The sequence below is a fragment of the Limnobaculum xujianqingii genome (assembly GCF_013394855.1).
GTDB lineage: Bacteria > Pseudomonadota > Gammaproteobacteria > Enterobacterales > Enterobacteriaceae > Limnobaculum > Limnobaculum xujianqingii.
The window spans coordinates 405,182-421,953 of record NZ_JABMLK010000002.1; the positions used below are offsets into that span (position 1 = coordinate 405,182).

A 16,772-nucleotide genomic window follows, 5' to 3' on the forward strand; every position below is an offset into this window, starting at 1 on the left:
TGGTAAAATGAAGCAATCAGGCGTAGCTTACGGGCTATGTTTTTCTTATGCCTCTTGTTGATTTATTGTGGAATGAGGCGCGACTGCGTATAATACTTGAACGTTTTAGTCAACTATTAGATAATTATAAGATTATCAGACTCGCCCGTGTCGCGAGTCTGAACCAGATAAGCCGGAGACAATTGATGAGTGATTCAACTGCTTTGCCCCTCGAATTTACCGATGCGGCAGCAAATAAAGTAAAGGCGCTGATTGCGGATGAAAGCAATCCTGAATTAAAACTGCGTGTTTATATTACCGGTGGTGGTTGTAGCGGCTTCCAGTATGGTTTCACCTTTGATGAAAAGGTTAACGACGGCGATATGATTATCGAGAAACAGGGTGTTTCTTTGGTTGTTGACCCAATGAGCCTGCAGTATCTGGTTGGCGGTGCGGTTGATTATACTGAAGGTTTGGAAGGTTCTCGTTTTATTATTCAGAACCCAAATGCGAAGAGTACTTGTGGGTGTGGATCGTCGTTTAGTGTTTAAGTTTTAGCATTGCGAATTTGCTGGTAAATGTTGTAAATCGGCATTTGAGGATATTCCGGCCGTAATGACTGTGTGCTTATATTTGTATTGAGTGCGGCCGGAAGACCATCTGTACTTGGGCCCGAGTGCGTTGGGCCTGGCCGGGCTAGGGGCAGTTATGAAACACCTGGTGGTGTTTCACCCTTCGGGCCAACGCAAGCGTTGTTCAAACAGGCTTTGCCTGTTTGTCCGGCAGCTAAAGCTGCTACGACCCCAACGCCCGACCCTCCCAACGATTGACTGTTTTAAGAAAAAATTTCAACTGCCAGACGTTGTTATCAATCTGGAATAACCTTTACCTGTTTTTTCTGGCTTAATCTAAGTCAATCCCTGAATTTTCGGACAATTAACTCTTCAATTTTTTTACTGATTCTATTTCTTACTTTTCCAAACTAAACGTTGGGAGTTTCAGGCTCCAGCGGATGGCGGCCAGGCGGATGGTGAGGGTGATGACCATGCCTATCATACCGGATTCTTCCAGGCCCAGATTGAAGTAATAGTGGGCGGTGGCGTGCACACAACCGCCGATAATACAGGCAGTGGCGTAGACTTCGGTGCGTAGAATCATTGGGATTTCACGGGCCAGTACATCGCGGATGATACCGCCGCCAACGCCGGTTAATACACCCATGCAAGTTGCCACCAGTGGACCGGTTCCGGCCAGAAAGGCTTTGTTAACGCCAATACCGACGAACACCGCGAGGCCGATGGCGTCCAGTACCGGTAAGATCCATTTTGGCAGGCTGCGGGGGTGGCGAACCAGCAGAATAGTGAACACACAGGTTACCAGTGCTACCACTAAATCGGTGGGGTCTTTAACCCAGAATACCGGGCCATTGGCTAATGCCATATCGCGGATAGTTCCACCGCCTACTGCTGTTACCACACCAAGTACTAAAACCCCAAATGGGTCCATGCGTAACTTTCCCGCTAACAGTACGCCAGAAATAGCAAAAACAGCAGTTCCAAGAATATCCAGCCAATAAACCAACATATAACAGGTACTCCAATCCTATGGTGTATCTAGGGTGTAGATGATATTTCAGACATCTTTTGGCATATGACTTCAGCGGCCTGTATTATCCTTGGTCCGCTGCGGTTAAACCAGTCTTCCGGAACGGTAACGACAGGAATATCTAACTGACCGCGCCAGAATGCTTGAACGTTTTTAATTTTTTCCTGTTCACCCGCAATCACTATTAACTGTGGTTTGCGGGTAAGTACCTGCTCACGACTAACCTGAGGCCAGGGGACCGGGCTGTCGGCAAAGATATTTTTTCCACCGCACAGAGAAATGACTTCGCTCTGTAATGTCTTGCCTGAGGCAGTAAACAGCGGCTGATTACTAAATTGTAGAAACACTCTGACCGGTTCGCCTTTTCGCTGATAGCGCTGTTCCAAAGCCTGTTTGTCAGTCAGCAGTTTAGCGGCGGCCTGATGGGCTACTGCTGGTTTTGGGCTGTAGCTGGCTAACTGGTTCAGATTATCCGCAATTTCCTGAATAGTTTGTGGGTCGGAATAGAATAGCGAAATACCAAATCCGGATAGCTGATCCAGGACTTTCTGTGGATTGCCACCACGCCAGGCCAGTATCAGGTCGGGCTTTAGCGCCAGTACACGCTCCAGATTTATACCCTGCCAGGAAGCCACTTTTTCTAACTTGCTGGCTTCAGGAGGGTAGTCTGAATGATCACTGGCGGCTATCAACACCTCACTCATTCCAGCGGCATAGGCCAGCTCGGTGGTATGAGGTGCCAGGCTGATAACCCTCTGTGGGGTAGCCTTTGCCTGATGAGAGCCCATAAACAAGCCAACCGCTGCTAGCAGAACTAACAGCGGCATGGTCAGGTATTTTTGTCGTAAAGGCTGAACGGTCATTATTGTTGTTCTGCCAGTGCCTTAAGCATAGTGCCAACCATCAGAGAAGACTGCTGGGCGGCTAACACCAGAAACTCATCAAAGCTTAGATGAGATTCCCGATCGGCAACGTCAGAAATAGCACGAACCACCACAAAAGGTGTACCAAACTGATAGCAAACGTGACCAATGGCGGCGGCCTCCATCTCAACGGCAATGACGGAAGGGAAGGTGGCACGAATACGTGCCAGCGGCTCAGCACCGTTAATAAAAGCATCACCGCTGCAAATCAGGCCACGAACCGCATGCAGGTCGCACTGTTGAATACAGCGTTCCGCCAGAGTAATTAATTTTGGATCTGCCGGAAAAGCAGCCGGGCAACCCGCCATTTGACCTGGCTCGTAGCCGAATGCAGTGACATCGGCATCGTGATAGCGAACTTCGTCTGATACCACGATATCACCCACTTTAAGTGTTGATGCCAGACCACCAGCAGAACCGGTATTAATGACTACATCGGGCTTACAGGTTTCCAGTAACAGAGTAGTACCCAGCGCAGCGGCGACTTTACCGATACCAGATTTTAATAAAGCTACGTCAATACCATTTAAACGACCGGTATAAATTTCGCAGCCAGCGCGTTTAATGGTTTCACCGTGTTCGATTTGAGAACGCAGCAGGGCAACTTCTTGCTCCATGGCGCCAATAATACCTATTTTCATCGCGATCTCCTGCTAAGTTCGATGCATAAATTGGCGCGTAGTCTATCATGCTAATGAGCGAAATGAGTCGCTTCAAATGCAGAGATTTTTACCTGCTTTTGATTAATCTTTAATCCGTGAGCGGATAATGTATGATTGTGGCTGAAAATGTCATATCGCGATGAAACAGAACAGCTTTGGTTTTCATCAGGATAGAATCAAAAAGGCAGGGCTCCGGGGGAAGAACGTAGCACTGCCACCAGCAGAATGGGAAGAGGCTATGTCCGGGATTGATTTTGGCAAGCGAATAACAGTGCAGCGTCCTTTTAGTTCATCATCGCCAGCCCCGGTGGGGGAATACGAAATTACCCGCCAGTTTGAAAGCGATCGCGGGCGTATTATCAATTCTGCGGCTATTCGCCGATTACAGCAAAAAACACAGGTATTTCCACTGGAGCGCAATGCGGCGGTACGTAGTCGTTTGACCCATTCTATGGAGGTACAACAGGTCGGTCGTCATATTGCTAAAGACATCTTCCACCAGTTGAAAAAAGAAGGGAAAATTGAGCAACTGGGGTTGGACAAAACCTTAGAGGCTTTTGAAAGTATCGTTGAAATGGCCTGTCTGATGCACGATGTGGGTAATCCTCCTTTTGGTCATTTTGGTGAAGCAGCAATTAATAACTGGTTTGGCAAACGCCTGAACGCTGGGGCCGGTAAGCTATGTCACTACAATTGCCTGCGGCTGGAAGATGACCAGCCAGAATTAAACCAACTGCGCTTGCGCATTTGTCAGGACTTAAGCAATTTTGAAGGAAATGCTCAGGCGATTCGTCTGGTGCATACGCTGCTGAAACTGAACCTCACCTATTCTCAGGTTGCCTGCATACTGAAATACACCAAACCCGCTTACTGGTCAGACAGCGTTCCGGCCGAGTTCAGCTATCTGATGAAAAAGCCTGGCTATTATTTGGCGGAAGAAGCCTTTGTAACCGAGCTGCGTTATAAGCTGGGCATGGAAGAGTTCAGCCGTTATCCGCTGACTTATATTATGGAAGCGGCAGATGATATTTCTTATTGCATTGCCGATCTCGAAGATGCGGTAGAGAAAAGCATTCTGACCATTGAACAGCTGTATGACCACTTGAAATGTGCATGGGGAACGGTATCAACAGGGGATCTGTTTGATAAAACCGTTGGCAGTGCCATTCGTAAAATGGAGCAGGGCAGCGGTTATCGTCATCGCGAAGATCAATTTTTTATGTACCTGCGGGTATATACCGTCGGTCAGTTAGTGCCTAAAGCGGCTCAGCGCTTTATTCAAAATTTACCGGCGATTTTTGCCGGAAACTTTAATCAGGCATTGCTGGAAGATGGTGATGAAGCCTTTAAGTTATTGAGCGTCTATAAAGATGTGGCGCTGAAATATGTCTTTAGTCATGAAGAGGTTGAACAATTAGAACTACAGGGCTACCGGGTGATCAACGGCCTGCTGGATATTTACAGCCCGTTGCTGGATATGCCTATGGCTGATTTTACCCGATTGGTAAAAGAGAATAGTCACCGAAGCTATCTGATAGAGACCCGATTGTTTCATAAGCTCTCCACCAAACACTGTATGGCCTATAAAGAGGCTATGGCTAAATTAGTGCATTTGCCTGAATCACAGTTGGAGATTCGGGAGTTCTATTATCGTGCCAGACTGATTCAGGATTACATCAGTGGCATGACCGATCTCTATGCTTATGATGAGTACCGTAAATTAATGGCGGCAGAGTAACGCTCTGTCACCAGTTTTACTGTTTCCTGCCATATCCCGCTTTATCTTCTCCCTGTTTCAGGGAGATATGCCACTATTGTTATCAAATTGATATTTTTTCTATACAAATTGCTGTTTTCTCCGTGCATAAATGTGACTGTTTCCGCAATTTGAACAAATAGAATACAAATTTGTGCATTTGCACAATGCTCTGAGTAAAAACAGCAATTAGTCTTGAGGGTCAGAACCACTTCAGGGATACCGCCATGTCTTTTTATCACCTTGATGCCAAACTCGCTCAGGATATCGTCGACAGAACGATGCAGATTATTGACAGCAACATTAATGTGATGGATGCCAAAGGAACCATTATCGGTAGTGGCGACATTAACCGTATTGGTGAGTTACATGAAGGGGCATTGCTGGTTCTTTCGCAGGGGCGAATAGTAGAAATTAATGAAGCAGTAGCCGCCAGCCTTCATGGGGTTCGTCCGGGTATCAATCTACCTCTGAGGGTTGAAGGTGATATCGTTGGGGTGATTGGCCTGACGGGGGAACCTGACGTTTTACGCCAGCATGGTCAACTGGTCGGCATGGCAGCAGAGATGATGCTGGAGCAGGCGCGGTTGATGAATATGCTGGCACAGGATAGCCGGATGCGCGAAGCGCTGGTATTAAACCTGATCCGCAGCGATGAGTTACCCACATCACTGATGGAGTGGGCACAGCGTTTAGGCATTGATCTCTCTCAGCCGCGAGTCGTAACCCTGATCGAGCTGGACAGCGGTCATCTGGGCGTAGATGTCTCGATGAAAGAGCTGCAACAGTTGCAAAGCCTGTTAACGGTTCCGGATCGGGATAATCTGATCGCTATCGTCTCGCTAAATGAAATGGTGGTGCTGCAACCTGCTTTAAATAGCCATGGACGTTGGGATGCGGAAGAACATCGTAAGCGAGTCGATAGTCTTCTGCTGCGTATTTCTGAAAGCAGTCGTTTGAATGTCAGAGTCTCTTTGGGTAACCATTTCTCTGGTCCGGGCTGCGTTGCCCGCTCTTACAGTACTGCCAAAGCGGCAATGTCAGTGGGTAAGCAGCGAATGCCTGAACAACATAGTTATTACTATCAGGATTTGATGCTGCCGGTGTTACTCGATAGCCTGCGCGGCGGCTGGCAGGTTAATGAACTGAATCGACCTCTGTCCAGGCTGAAAGCCATGGATAATAACGGCTTATTACGTCGCACCTTATTGGCCTGGTTCAAACATAATATGCATCCTGGAGCTACGGTTAAATCTCTCTATATTCATCGCAATACGCTGGATTATCGCTTAAATCGTATCTCAGAAATTACCGGATTAAATCTGAAGAAGTTTGATGACCATATGCAGCTGTATATTGCGTTACAGCTGGATGATGAATGATTGGTCTTATCAACAGACTACCGGTTTTTTTGTGGTTTATCGCAACAGAAAAATATGCGATGTTTCTCGAAGGGTTGTAGTGTGTATCTTGGTTTAAAAAATATGAGGCGCTATACTGATTAAAATCTCAACAGGGAAAGAAACTAAGGAAAAGGGGGATATAGCGTGACAACAAAAAGCATGGCGACAAAATTATTGCCAGTTCGATCTGAGCCTGAACGTCAAGAGCAGGCTGATAGTTACGAGCGTTGGTTTCGCGACAAAGTTGAATCTGCAATGAATAGCACTAAGCCCAGAATTCCTCACAAAAAAGTAATCGCTGAAATGCAGTCGCGTTTAAACGCAAAGCGGAAAGGACATAATGTGGGTTGAATGGACAGAAGAAGCTCAGGAAGAGCTATGGACAATAATTAATTATATCGACGATCGTAATTCTCAGGCAGCCCTTCATCTTTATCGAGATATCATAACTTCAGCAGAAATGTTACTTCCTTACCCCTATATGCATCGTCAGGGGAGAATTTTGGGTACCAGAGAGATAGTGGTTCATCCCAACTATATTGTGGTTTATCGAGTGACCAGTTGTGTTGAAATCATTAGTGTCCTTCACGCCAGGCAAGAATATCCATAGTGAGATAAATAACGCAGGGAATTGGGATATTTTCAGGGTTTGATTTATTAAGTTTATCAATAGACTGAAAGGTCAGTGCATAATGACTGACCTTTCTTTAATAAAAGAAATCAGGTCACCGGAGCTGGATTAAACACCGCCAGCGCATTATGTAATCCCCAATGATCTGACCATGGTTTTTTACGTCCGCTGGCAACATCCAACAACAGGTGGAACAGTTCCCAACCAACTTGCTCAATGGTTGCATCACCGGTAGCGATAGTACCTGCATCAATATCCACCAAATCGAACCAACGCTTGGCCAGTGCGCTACGGGTGGACATCTTGATTACCGGTACCGCAGCCAGACCGTAAGGCGTTCCGCGACCAGAAGTGAATACCTGCAAGGTGATACCAGAAGCTAGCTGCTGGGTTCCACAAACAAAGTCACTGGCTGGGGTTGCAGCATAAATAAGCCCGCGTTTAGTAGGGCGCTGACCGGGAGATAGCACTTCAACAATGGCGCTTTTACCTGATTTAGCAATCGAACCTAAGGCTTTCTCAACCACGTTAGCCAGACCGCCTTTCTTATTGCCCGGTGAAGGGTTGGCGCTACGGTCGGTCTCACCGCTGTTCAGGTAGTTATCGTACCAGGCCATTTCACGCAATAAGTCTTTACCCACTTCTGGCGTTACGGTACGAGGCGTAAGTAAATGGATCGCATCACGAACCTCTGTAACTTCAGAGAACATCACGGTAGCGCCACAGCGCACCAGCAGGTCGGAGGCATATCCAACTGCCGGGTTGGCGGTAACGCCGGAGAACGCGTCACTGCCGCCGCACTGCATACCCACCACCAGCTCTGAAGCCGGGCAAGTTTCTCTCTGGCGCTTATTCAGCCGCAGCAGATGTTTTTCCGCGACAGACATGATCTCTTTGATCATGGCTTCGAAGCCAACATGCTGCTCATCCTGCAGGCGAATGATAGGACTATCAGTGAGAATGATGGTTTGTACGTCCGGCGTGCCTTCCAGCAATCTTTCTGGCTGGAGCTTTTCACAACCCAGACCGATCACCATCACTTCGCCACCAAAGTTCGGGTTCAGTGCCAGGTTATGTATCGTTCGGATAGGAATAACTGCCGCTGGTGCATTAATCGCAACCCCGCAACCATAAAGGTGGTTCAGGCCAACAACGCCGTCAACATTAGGGTATTTAGGGAGCAGGTCCCGTTCGATTAGTTTCACTACATAGTCAACAACACCAGCAACACACTGAACGCTGGTGGTAATACCTAACAGATTTTTGGTGCCGACACTTCCATCTGCATTACGGTAGCCTTCAAAGGTGTAACCTTCTAATGGAGGAAGTGCATCAGGAACTTTAGTGGATAATGGCAGGGTTTCTAATGCAGGAGCCTGAGGAAGTGTCACCAGCGACTCTTCAATCCAACTACCCTGAGGAATATCGTGTACAGCGTAACCAATAATTTCCCCATAGCGCACAATAGCGGCATCTTTGGCGATGGTTTGCAGAGCAACTTTATGTCCCTGAGGGACATATTCAGTTAACTCTAAACCACAGCCAAATCTGGTGCCGGCAGGCAGCCCATTATCATTCACTACAATCGCCACATTGTCCTGCTCGTCGACTTTAATATAAAGCGGAGCAGCAAGATTGTTGTCTTTATTCATTATAAATACCTTCAGTGTTAAAGAGTTTTAACAGGTGATAATTTTAAAAGTATTGTAATTAGCGGCGGTTTAGCGAATTTTTTCTATTTACATTTATATTCTGTTTATATTTTTACTGCCTATCTTTGCAAATAACAATGGCTATTTTTTTTACTGATTTAATAAATGAATAATTGGCGATTGATATGTGACAAGTATCAACTTTCTGGACTATTTTTTCACTGATTTTTGGGTGAAAGCAAATGTAACAACAAAATGATTTTATTGGTATTTTTTATATAATCACCTAAATTAATGCGCAAAAAATGGTCTGAATTACATAAATGATTGTGCATATGCCCAATGCTTTAGCTAACCCGAAACAATTAGTATCCTCCCAGCGGTTTTATGAATTTTTAATTTTTCTATTTTCTTATTTCTGACGAAATAAATCTGCGGGTTTATTTATTACTTGCTCGAAGAATAATTTTTATCACAACCATTATCACTAACAATATTAAAAAATGATGGATAAGTTGACCGAATAACTTTATCTACAGGAGAATACCATGGAGTCTACAAAGTCGGTGACAGGGGTAGGGGAAAAACCCACTCACGTTCGCTTTTGGATCGTTGTTATGCTGTTTGTGGTCACCGCAATTAACTATGGCGATCGCGCAACCTTATCGATCGCTGGTGCCCCAATGTCTACCTCACTGGGGCTGGATGCTATCGGCATGGGATATGTGTTCTCTGCATTCTCATGGGCCTATGTACTGGGCCAATTACCGGGCGGCTGGTTACTGGATAAGTTTGGTTCTAAACGCGTTTATTTCTGGAGTATCTTTATTTGGTCAACCTTCACGCTATTACAGGGCGCTATTGGATTCCTGAGCGGTATGTGGGCACTGGTATTACTCTTCTCATTGCGTTTTCTGGTTGGTTTAGCTGAATCCCCATCATTCCCGGGTAACAGTCGAATAGTTGCTGCGTGGTTCCCGGCACAAGAACGTGGTACCGCAGTTGCTATCTTTAACTCGGCGCAATATTTCGCAACGGTAATCTTTGCTCCAATCATGGGCTGGCTGACTCATACTTTAGGCTGGCAGTTTGTGTTCTACTTCATGGGTGGTCTGGGTATCGTCGTTAGCTTTATCTGGCTAAAAGTGATCTACAACCCGAAAGAGCACCCAAGCATCAACCAGGGTGAAATCGACCATATCGAACGTGGTGGTGCGCTGACCAATATGGATCAGCAGAGCGCTAAGAAAGATGGCGGCCCTAAACTTCACTACATCAAACAACTATTAAGTTCACGTATGCTGGTGGGTATTTATATCGGTCAGTATTGTATCAACGCATTAACTTACTTCTTTATTACCTGGTTCCCGGTTTATCTGGTCCAGGCTCGCGGTATGTCCATTCTGAAAGCCGGTTTCGTAGCGTCTGTTCCAGCGCTATGTGGTTTTGCCGGTGGTATTCTGGGCGGCATTATCTCTGACTATCTGATGAAGAAGACAGGCTCCATTACGCTGGCAAGAAAACTACCAATCGTACTGGGTATGCTGTTATCTATCTCAATGATCTTCTGTAACTATGTTGAATCTGAAATGATGGTAGTTGGCTTTATGGCACTGGCATTCTTCGGTAAAGGTATTGGTGCATTAGGTTGGGCAGTTATGGCAGATACCGCACCTAAAGAGATCAGTGGCCTGAGCGGCGGTCTGTTCAATATGTGCGGCAACATCTCCGGTATCGTAACGCCAATTGCTATCGGCTACATCGTACACACTACCGGCTCATTCAACGGTGCTCTGGTTTACGTTGGTATCCATGCGGCAATCGCTATTGTCAGCTATCTGTTTGTGGTTGGTAAGATTCAGCGTATTGAACTGAAAGTGTAATCATCGGGAGACAAGTACTATGCATATGCAAGATACACCAAAAATTGTTTCCATGCGGGTTGTTCCGGTTGCCGGTCATGACAGCATGTTGATGAATATCGGTGGTGCTCATGGCGCTTACTTCACTCGCAATATTGTGATTATTAAAGACAACGCCGATCATACTGGCGTAGGTGAAGCCCCCGGTGGTGAAGTAATTTATAACACGCTGGTGGAGGCTATCCCTCACGTGGAAGGTCAGTCGGTAGCAATTCTTAATCGACTGGTCGATAAAATGCACCAGGGCAATTTGAATTCAGATTATGACACCTTTGGCAAAGGCGCATGGACCTTCGAATTACGGGTCAATGCGGTAGCTGCTGTAGAAGCAGCACTACTGGATTTGATGGGCCAACATCTTGGCGTTCCGGTTGCGGAATTGCTGGGGCCAGGCAAGCAGCGTGATGAAGTTACCGTGCTGGGTTATCTGTTCTACATCGGCGATAGCGAACAAACCGATCTGCCTTATCTGGCACCAGAAATCGGTAAGCATGACTGGTATCGTCTGCGTCATCAAAAGGCTATGGATACCGCATCAGTGGTGGAACTGGCTGCTGCCGCTAAAGACCGCTATGGCTTCAAAGATTTTAAAATGAAAGGTGGTGTGCTGGCAGGTGAAACGGAAATTGAAACGGTCACTGCGTTAGCCAAAACTTTTCCGGATGCACGAATCACATTAGATCCTAATGGTGCCTGGTCACTGGATGAGGCTATCCGCTTATGTAAAGGTATGGACCATGTTCTTACCTATGCGGAAGACCCTTGTGGTGCCGAAAATAGTTATTCTGGTCGCGAAATCATGGCTGAGTTTCGTCGGGCAACCGGATTACCGACGGCAACTAATATGGTAGCGACTAACTGGCGTGAAATGTGTCACTCCATCATGTTACAGGCGGTAGATATTCCGTTGGCAGATCCACATTTTTGGACATTAACTGGTGCTTCCCGCATTGCTCAAATGTGTAACGAATGGGGTCTAACCTGGGGTTGCCACTCTAACAATCACTTTGATATTTCACTGGCGATGTTTACCCACGTAGGTGCTGCGGCACCGGGTAACCCAACCGCACTGGATACCCACTGGATCTGGCAGGAAGGCCAGCATCTGACCAAAGAGCCAATGCAAATCGTTAACGGCAAAATTGCCCTGAGCGATAAGCCCGGTTTAGGTATCGAGCTGGATATGGATCAGATAGAGAAAGCCCATGAACTGCATAAAAAAATGCCATCCGGTGCACGTAATGATGCCATGGCGATGCAGTATCTGATCCCGGGATGGACCTTTGATAAAAAACGTCCGGCAATGGTGCGTTAATGATGATTTGCCGATGGGTTGTTAACACCAGCCTGTCGGCTAAAACAGACTTAATTTATTGAATAATACAGAACAAGGTGGATTAATTATGAGTTCTTCAGCATCCCCAATTATTACCGAAATGCAGGTGATCCCGGTTGCCGGACACGACAGCATGTTGTTAAACCTTAGTGGTGCTCATGCGCCTTACTTCACACGTAATATTGTTATTATGAAAGACAATGCCGGTAATACCGGTGTAGGTGAAGTTCCGGGTGGAGAGAAGATCCGCCAGACGCTGGAAGATGCTAAGCCATTAATCATCGGTAAAACTCTGGGTGAATATAAAAATGTCATGAACGCCGTTCGTGCACAGTTCTCCGACAGAGATTCCGGTGGTCGGGGTACTCAGACATTTGACCTGCGCACCACTATTCACGTAGTAACCGCGGTGGAAGCGGCAATGCTTGACCTGCTGGGACAGCATTTAGGGGTAACCGTTGCTTCTTTACTGGGTGATGGTCAACAGCGTGATGAAGTGGAAATGCTGGGCTATCTGTTCTACATCGGCGACCGCAAGAAAACCGATCTGCCTTATCAAAGCCAGCCGGATGACAAATGCGATTGGTATCGCCTGCGTCATGAAGAAGCGTTAACACCGGACAGCGTAGTGCGTCTGGCGGAAACCGCTTATGAAAAGTATGGTTTCAATGACTTTAAATTAAAAGGCGGCGTACTGGCAGGAGAAGAAGAGGCTGAGTCTATCATTGCTCTGTCTAAACGTTTCCCACAGGCGCGTATCACGCTGGACCCTAACGGTGCCTGGTCGCTGGATGAAGCAATTCGGATTGGTAAATACCTGCGTGGTTATCTGGCTTATGCGGAAGATCCATGTGGTGCGGAAGCGGGCTATTCTGGTCGTGAAATCATGGCTGAATTCCGTCGCGCGACGGGCCTGCTAACAGCAACCAATATGATTGCCACCGACTGGCGTCAAATGGGGCATACCATTCAGCTTCATTCGGTGGACATTCCACTGGCTGACCCACATTTCTGGACTATGCAAGGTTCGGTTCGCGTAGCGCAAATGTGCCACGAATGGGGCCTGACCTGGGGTTCTCACTCCAATAACCACTTTGATATTTCACTGGCGATGTTTACTCAGGTTGCCGCTGCGGCACCGGGTAAAATCACCGCTATTGATACTCACTGGATCTGGCAGGAAGGTAATCAGCGCATCACCAAAGAGCCACTGCAAATTAAAGGCGGCATGGTACAGGTGCCGAAGAAACCGGGTCTGGGTGTTGAGATCGATATGGATCAGGTATTTAAAGCCCATGAGCTGTATAAAAACATGGGACTGGGTGCCCGTGATGATGCAATGGGTATGCAGTATCTGGTTCCAAACTGGACCTTTGATAACAAGCGTCCTTGTCTGGTTCGTTAATCAAAGAGGGGCTGCGGTCATTGCCGTAGCCCATCTGAAACGCTATCACTCAGGCTCAATTAATACTGAATCACCAGCCACTGCGCTGCAGATAATAAAAAGGATTCATGATGTCTAAATCTACCGTTGTTAACCAATTTCGTCAGGATCTCCTGGGTGGTAAAACATTAATTGGTTGCTGGGCTTCACTTGCCAGTCCGATTACTACCGAGGTTCTGGGCTACGCCGGTTTTGACTGGCTGCTGCTGGACGGCGAACATGCACCAAACGACGTAACTACTTTTATTCCTCAACTGATGGCGTTAAAAGGCAGCGATAGCGCAGCCATTGTACGCCCTCAGTCGAACGATCCGGTCACCATTAAGCGTTTACTGGATATTGGTTTCCATAACCTGCTGATCCCATTTGTTGAGTCTGAAGAAGAAGCACTACAGGCAGTCGCTTCCACCCGCTATCCACCACAGGGTATTCGTGGCGTGTCGGTATCTCATCGCAGCAACTGTTATGGCACCGTAACTGATTACTTCAGCAAGATTAACGACAATATCAGCGTGATGGTTCAAATCGAAAGCCAGCAAGGCGTAGATAATCTGGATGCGATTGCTGCGGTAGATGGCGTGGACTGCATATTTGTGGGACCAAGCGATCTGTCGGCTGCGCTGGGCTATTTAGGTCAGGCAGGACATCCGGAAGTGCAAAAAACTATCCGTCATATTTTTGACCGTGCAAAAGCGCATGGTAAAGCCTGCGGCATTCTGGCTCCGGTTGAAGCAGATGCGCGTCGCTACCTTGAATGGGGCGCAACGTTTGTTGCCGTTGGCAGCGATCTTGGCGTTTTCCGTACTGCCACTCAGGCACTGAAAGACAAATATAAGTAATTGTCTGACGACAATTCTGTTTTACCCCTTCTTCTGTGGTGAGTGCCACAGGATTGAGAACGAACTATGAGGAATATGTAATGAAAATCGGTTTTATTGGCTTAGGGATTATGGGCAAACCAATGAGCAAAAATCTGTTGAAAGCAGGTTACTCATTAGTGGTAATGGATCGCAATGCGGATTCAATTGCTGAAGTGGTTGCTGCCGGTGCGGCCTCTGCGGCAACGCCAAAGGCGGTAGCAGAGCAAAGTGATGTGATCATTACCATGCTGCCAAACTCACCGCAGGTAAAAGAGGTTGTTCTGGGAGAGAACGGCGTTATTGAAGGTGCGAAAAAAGGCGCTATTGTCATTGATATGAGCTCTATCGCTCCTCTGGCCAGCCGTGAAATCTGTGCAGCGCTGGCTGAGAAAGGCGTAGAAATGCTGGATGCGCCAGTGAGTGGCGGTGAGCCAAAAGCCATTGATGGCACTCTGTCCGTCATGGTTGGTGGTAATAAAGCAATTTTTGATAGCTGCTTTGACATTATGAAATCGATGGCAGGCTCTGTGGTTCATACTGGCGATATTGGTGCCGGTAACGTGACCAAACTGGCTAATCAGGTGATTGTTGCGCTGAATATTGCGGCTATGTCTGAAGCGCTGGTACTGGCTACCAAAGCGGGAGTTAATCCGGATCTGGTGTATCAGGCCATTCGTGGTGGATTAGCGGGCAGCACTGTACTGGATGCCAAAGCACCGATGGTAATGGATCGTAACTTTAAGCCTGGTTTCCGTATCGATCTGCATATTAAAGATCTGGCGAACGCGCTGGATACATCACACGGTGTTGGTGCTCAACTGCCACTGACTGCGGCAGTGATGGAAATGATGCAAGCACTGAAAGCTGATGATATGGGAACTTCTGACCACTGTGCTTTAGCCCGTTACTATGAGAAGTTGGCTAAAGTTGAAGTTACCCGGTAATAACCGTTTGCCCGCCTTCACAGGTGAATGGCGGGTAGAAATATCGTATCTATCGTTGGTCATTCAATAATCTTATATATGGATAGGTTATGAAAATAGTCATCGCACCGGATTCCTACAAAGAAAGTCTGAGCGCACTGGACGTTGCGACCCAGATTGAAGCTGGATTTCGTGAGATTTTCCCACAGGCCGAGTATGTAAAATTACCGGTTGCCGATGGGGGCGAAGGAACAGTAGAAGCGATGGTAGCCGCGACATCAGGAAAAGTTCTTACAGTAGATGTGACCGATCCATTAGGTGAACGAGGCTCTGCTTTTTTAGGACTATCCGGTGACGAGCGCTATGCCATTATTGAGATGGCGGCAGCCAGTGGACTTGAGCGAGTTCCAGCCAGTCAGCGTAATCCAATGATAACCACCTCTTTTGGAACGGGTGAGTTGATTGTTGAAGCCCTTAACAGCGGTGTAAAACACTGCATTATCGGTATTGGTGGCAGCGCTACTAATGACGGTGGTTCAGGGATGGTTCAGGCACTGGGTGCTAAATTGCTTGATGAGAACGGCCAACAAATTGGATTTGGTGGTGCAGAGCTTGCCCGCTTACATCGTATTGATGTTAGCCAGATGGATAAGCGTATTGCCAACTGTCGGTTTGAAGTTGCTTGTGATGTAACTAATCCATTAACCGGTACTCAAGGCGCTTCAGCGATATTTGGTCCACAGAAAGGCGCAACGCCAGAGATGATCGAACAGCTGGATGCTAACCTGCTTCACTACGCAAAAATTATTCAGCGCGATCTCGGGCTGGATGTGAATGATGTTCCGGGAGCAGGCGCTGCGGGCGGTATGGGGGCTGCTTTACTGGCTTTCCTTGGTGCCGAACTGCGTCCGGGGATTGATATTGTTACCGAAGCCGTTGGGTTGGATGCGGTGGTTAGGGAAGCGGATCTGGTGATTACCGGTGAAGGCCGGATTGATAGCCAAACGGTTAACGGCAAAGTCCCTATTGGGGTAGCCAGAGTGGCTAAACGTTATCATAAACCCGTGATTGCTATTGCAGGCAGCCTGAGTAGCGATGTGGATATTGTCTATCAACACGGTCTGGATGCGGCATTTAGCGTGCTGTATAAAATCAGTTCGTTGGATGAAGCGCTGGCTCAGGCGGCGGATAATGTCAGGATGACAGCCAGGAATGTGGCGATGGTGTATCACCTGGGATTGTCTGCAAAATAATAGTTTTATTTGTAGATGATTTAGTTTTGAGTAAGTTTCGCCCGTAATAATGCAGTGTCTCATTTGACTACAGTGCAACGGTCGAGCAAGGGGCGTTAAAAGGCGAACGCCCCCTGCACCCCCGCGCCTTCGCACCCGAATCCAGGTCGCTGGGCGCGACTCCCTTCCTCTTTCGTTCGGGTTTACGCACCGGCACTGATTCGGAGTACTCGCCTCATCCATGAGGCTCGGCCCTCTGGGCCAGCACGTTGTGCTGTTCAAAATTGCTCCTGCAATTTTGTCAGGCGAAGCAGTGCCTCGCCAAACATCCATGTTTGGCGTGCTACCCTCTCTCAGTCGTCAGCTGAATTCCAGTGCTCTGAAAGGTCAAGGGATAAGACCAGAAGAGAAGACCATTAATAAAAAACAACCTGTGTAGCGACG

The 16,772-nt window shown here is 47.3% G+C and carries 16 protein-coding genes; 12 read left to right on the forward strand and 4 right to left on the reverse strand.

From position 1 onward, the window contains the following. The first annotated feature begins 185 nt into the window (after positions 1-185). Positions 186-530, forward strand: a complete 345-nt coding sequence (erpA, locus tag GOL65_RS15625) for an iron-sulfur cluster insertion protein ErpA (protein WP_108900121.1) — start codon at positions 186-188, stop codon at positions 528-530. A 418-nt stretch (positions 531-948) separates the two neighbouring features. On the opposite strand, the gene GOL65_RS15630 is transcribed toward erpA, so the two are convergent. From GOL65_RS15630 to mtnN, 3 genes are read right to left on the reverse strand one after another with little or no spacing between them, the layout of a single operon-like run. Further along, positions 949-1,563 (reverse strand): TRIC cation channel family protein, encoded by a 615-nt coding sequence (locus GOL65_RS15630; protein WP_140919591.1) that lies wholly within the window; start codon positions 1,561-1,563, stop codon positions 949-951. Between the two features lie 29 nt (positions 1,564-1,592). After that, complete coding sequence (gene btuF, locus GOL65_RS15635; protein ID WP_140919592.1) at positions 1,593-2,447, reverse strand: vitamin B12 ABC transporter substrate-binding protein BtuF; 855 nt, start codon at positions 2,445-2,447, stop codon at positions 1,593-1,595. Further along, positions 2,447-3,148 carry a 5'-methylthioadenosine/S-adenosylhomocysteine nucleosidase gene (gene mtnN / locus GOL65_RS15640; RefSeq protein WP_140919593.1) on the reverse strand — a complete coding sequence of 234 codons (702 nt, stop codon included), beginning with the start codon at positions 3,146-3,148 and terminating at the stop codon, positions 2,447-2,449. The genes btuF and mtnN overlap by 1 nt, the downstream gene beginning before the upstream one ends. 259 nt (positions 3,149-3,407) lie before the next feature. On the opposite strand from mtnN, the gene dgt reads away from it, so the two are divergent. From dgt to GOL65_RS15655, 4 genes are all read left to right on the forward strand, one after another. After that, positions 3,408-4,907, forward strand: coding sequence for a dGTPase (gene dgt, locus GOL65_RS15645; RefSeq protein WP_140919668.1), 1,500 nt, complete (start codon positions 3,408-3,410; stop codon positions 4,905-4,907). A 245-nt stretch (positions 4,908-5,152) separates the two neighbouring features. Beyond that, positions 5,153-6,307: a CdaR family transcriptional regulator gene (locus GOL65_RS15650; RefSeq protein ID WP_140919594.1), complete on the forward strand. Its 1,155-nt coding sequence runs from the start codon at positions 5,153-5,155 to the stop codon at positions 6,305-6,307. Positions 6,308-6,487: 180 nt separating this feature from the next. Further along, positions 6,488-6,679 carry a type II toxin-antitoxin system RelB family antitoxin gene (gene relB, locus GOL65_RS22280; RefSeq protein ID WP_140919669.1) on the forward strand — a complete coding sequence of 64 codons (192 nt, stop codon included), beginning with the start codon at positions 6,488-6,490 and terminating at the stop codon, positions 6,677-6,679. Next, the gene (locus GOL65_RS15655; protein WP_140919595.1) at positions 6,669-6,938 is read left to right on the forward strand and encodes a type II toxin-antitoxin system RelE/ParE family toxin; all 270 of its coding nucleotides are present in this window, start codon (positions 6,669-6,671) and stop codon (positions 6,936-6,938) included. Before relB ends, GOL65_RS15655 begins: the two co-directional genes overlap by 11 nt. 110 nt (positions 6,939-7,048) lie before the next feature. On the opposite strand, the gene garD is transcribed toward GOL65_RS15655, so the two are convergent. Further along, positions 7,049-8,611 (reverse strand): galactarate dehydratase, encoded by a 1,563-nt coding sequence (gene garD / locus GOL65_RS15660; RefSeq protein ID WP_140919596.1) that lies wholly within the window; start codon positions 8,609-8,611, stop codon positions 7,049-7,051. Between the two features lie 548 nt (positions 8,612-9,159). On the opposite strand from garD, the gene GOL65_RS15665 reads away from it, so the two are divergent. From GOL65_RS15665 to GOL65_RS15695, 7 genes are all read left to right on the forward strand, one after another. Beyond that, positions 9,160-10,494, forward strand: a complete 1,335-nt coding sequence (locus GOL65_RS15665) for an MFS transporter (protein WP_140919597.1) — start codon at positions 9,160-9,162, stop codon at positions 10,492-10,494. A 19-nt stretch (positions 10,495-10,513) separates the two neighbouring features. Then, the gene (locus GOL65_RS15670) at positions 10,514-11,848 is read left to right on the forward strand and encodes an enolase C-terminal domain-like protein (protein WP_140919598.1); all 1,335 of its coding nucleotides are present in this window, start codon (positions 10,514-10,516) and stop codon (positions 11,846-11,848) included. 88 nt (positions 11,849-11,936) lie between these two features. Beyond that, a complete protein-coding gene (gene gudD / locus GOL65_RS15675; RefSeq protein WP_140919599.1) occupies positions 11,937-13,274 on the forward strand; it encodes a glucarate dehydratase in 1,338 nt (445 codons plus the stop codon). 110 nt (positions 13,275-13,384) lie between these two features. After that, positions 13,385-14,152 carry a 2-dehydro-3-deoxyglucarate aldolase gene (gene garL, locus GOL65_RS15680; RefSeq protein WP_140919600.1) on the forward strand — a complete coding sequence of 256 codons (768 nt, stop codon included), beginning with the start codon at positions 13,385-13,387 and terminating at the stop codon, positions 14,150-14,152. A gap of 80 nt (positions 14,153-14,232) precedes the next feature. Then, positions 14,233-15,117 carry a 2-hydroxy-3-oxopropionate reductase gene (gene garR, locus GOL65_RS15685; protein WP_140919601.1) on the forward strand — a complete coding sequence of 295 codons (885 nt, stop codon included), beginning with the start codon at positions 14,233-14,235 and terminating at the stop codon, positions 15,115-15,117. An 89-nt stretch (positions 15,118-15,206) separates the two neighbouring features. Continuing rightward, entirely contained in the window at positions 15,207-16,349 is a 1,143-nt protein-coding gene (locus GOL65_RS15690) for a glycerate kinase (RefSeq protein WP_140919602.1), read from the forward strand. Between the two features lie 220 nt (positions 16,350-16,569). Continuing rightward, positions 16,570-16,767: a hypothetical protein gene (locus GOL65_RS15695; RefSeq protein WP_140919603.1), complete on the forward strand. Its 198-nt coding sequence runs from the start codon at positions 16,570-16,572 to the stop codon at positions 16,765-16,767. Positions 16,768-16,772 lie beyond the last annotated feature (5 nt).

Excerpts from the sequence above, each read along its gene's own strand:
- GOL65_RS15670 (WP_140919598.1), top strand. The coding sequence starts at position 10,514 with ATGCATATGCAAGATACACCAAAAATTGTTTCCATGCGGGTTGTTCCG.
- GOL65_RS15630 (WP_140919591.1), bottom strand. The coding sequence starts at position 1,563 with ATGTTGGTTTATTGGCTGGATATTCTTGGAACTGCTGTTTTTGCTATT.
- GOL65_RS15650 (WP_140919594.1), top strand. The coding sequence starts at position 5,153 with ATGTCTTTTTATCACCTTGATGCCAAACTCGCTCAGGATATCGTCGAC.
- garD (WP_140919596.1), bottom strand. The coding sequence starts at position 8,611 with ATGAATAAAGACAACAATCTTGCTGCTCCGCTTTATATTAAAGTCGAC.
- dgt (WP_140919668.1), top strand. The coding sequence starts at position 3,408 with ATGTCCGGGATTGATTTTGGCAAGCGAATAACAGTGCAGCGTCCTTTT.
- erpA (WP_108900121.1), top strand. The coding sequence starts at position 186 with ATGAGTGATTCAACTGCTTTGCCCCTCGAATTTACCGATGCGGCAGCA.
- garR (WP_140919601.1), top strand. The coding sequence starts at position 14,233 with ATGAAAATCGGTTTTATTGGCTTAGGGATTATGGGCAAACCAATGAGC.
- GOL65_RS15695 (WP_140919603.1), top strand. The coding sequence starts at position 16,570 with ATGAGGCTCGGCCCTCTGGGCCAGCACGTTGTGCTGTTCAAAATTGCT.
- btuF (WP_140919592.1), bottom strand. The coding sequence starts at position 2,447 with ATGACCGTTCAGCCTTTACGACAAAAATACCTGACCATGCCGCTGTTA.
- GOL65_RS15655 (WP_140919595.1), top strand. The coding sequence starts at position 6,669 with ATGTGGGTTGAATGGACAGAAGAAGCTCAGGAAGAGCTATGGACAATA.
- gudD (WP_140919599.1), top strand. The coding sequence starts at position 11,937 with ATGAGTTCTTCAGCATCCCCAATTATTACCGAAATGCAGGTGATCCCG.
- GOL65_RS15665 (WP_140919597.1), top strand. The coding sequence starts at position 9,160 with ATGGAGTCTACAAAGTCGGTGACAGGGGTAGGGGAAAAACCCACTCAC.
- garL (WP_140919600.1), top strand. The coding sequence starts at position 13,385 with ATGTCTAAATCTACCGTTGTTAACCAATTTCGTCAGGATCTCCTGGGT.
- mtnN (WP_140919593.1), bottom strand. The coding sequence starts at position 3,148 with ATGAAAATAGGTATTATTGGCGCCATGGAGCAAGAAGTTGCCCTGCTG.
- GOL65_RS15690 (WP_140919602.1), top strand. The coding sequence starts at position 15,207 with ATGAAAATAGTCATCGCACCGGATTCCTACAAAGAAAGTCTGAGCGCA.
- relB (WP_140919669.1), top strand. The coding sequence starts at position 6,488 with ATGGCGACAAAATTATTGCCAGTTCGATCTGAGCCTGAACGTCAAGAG.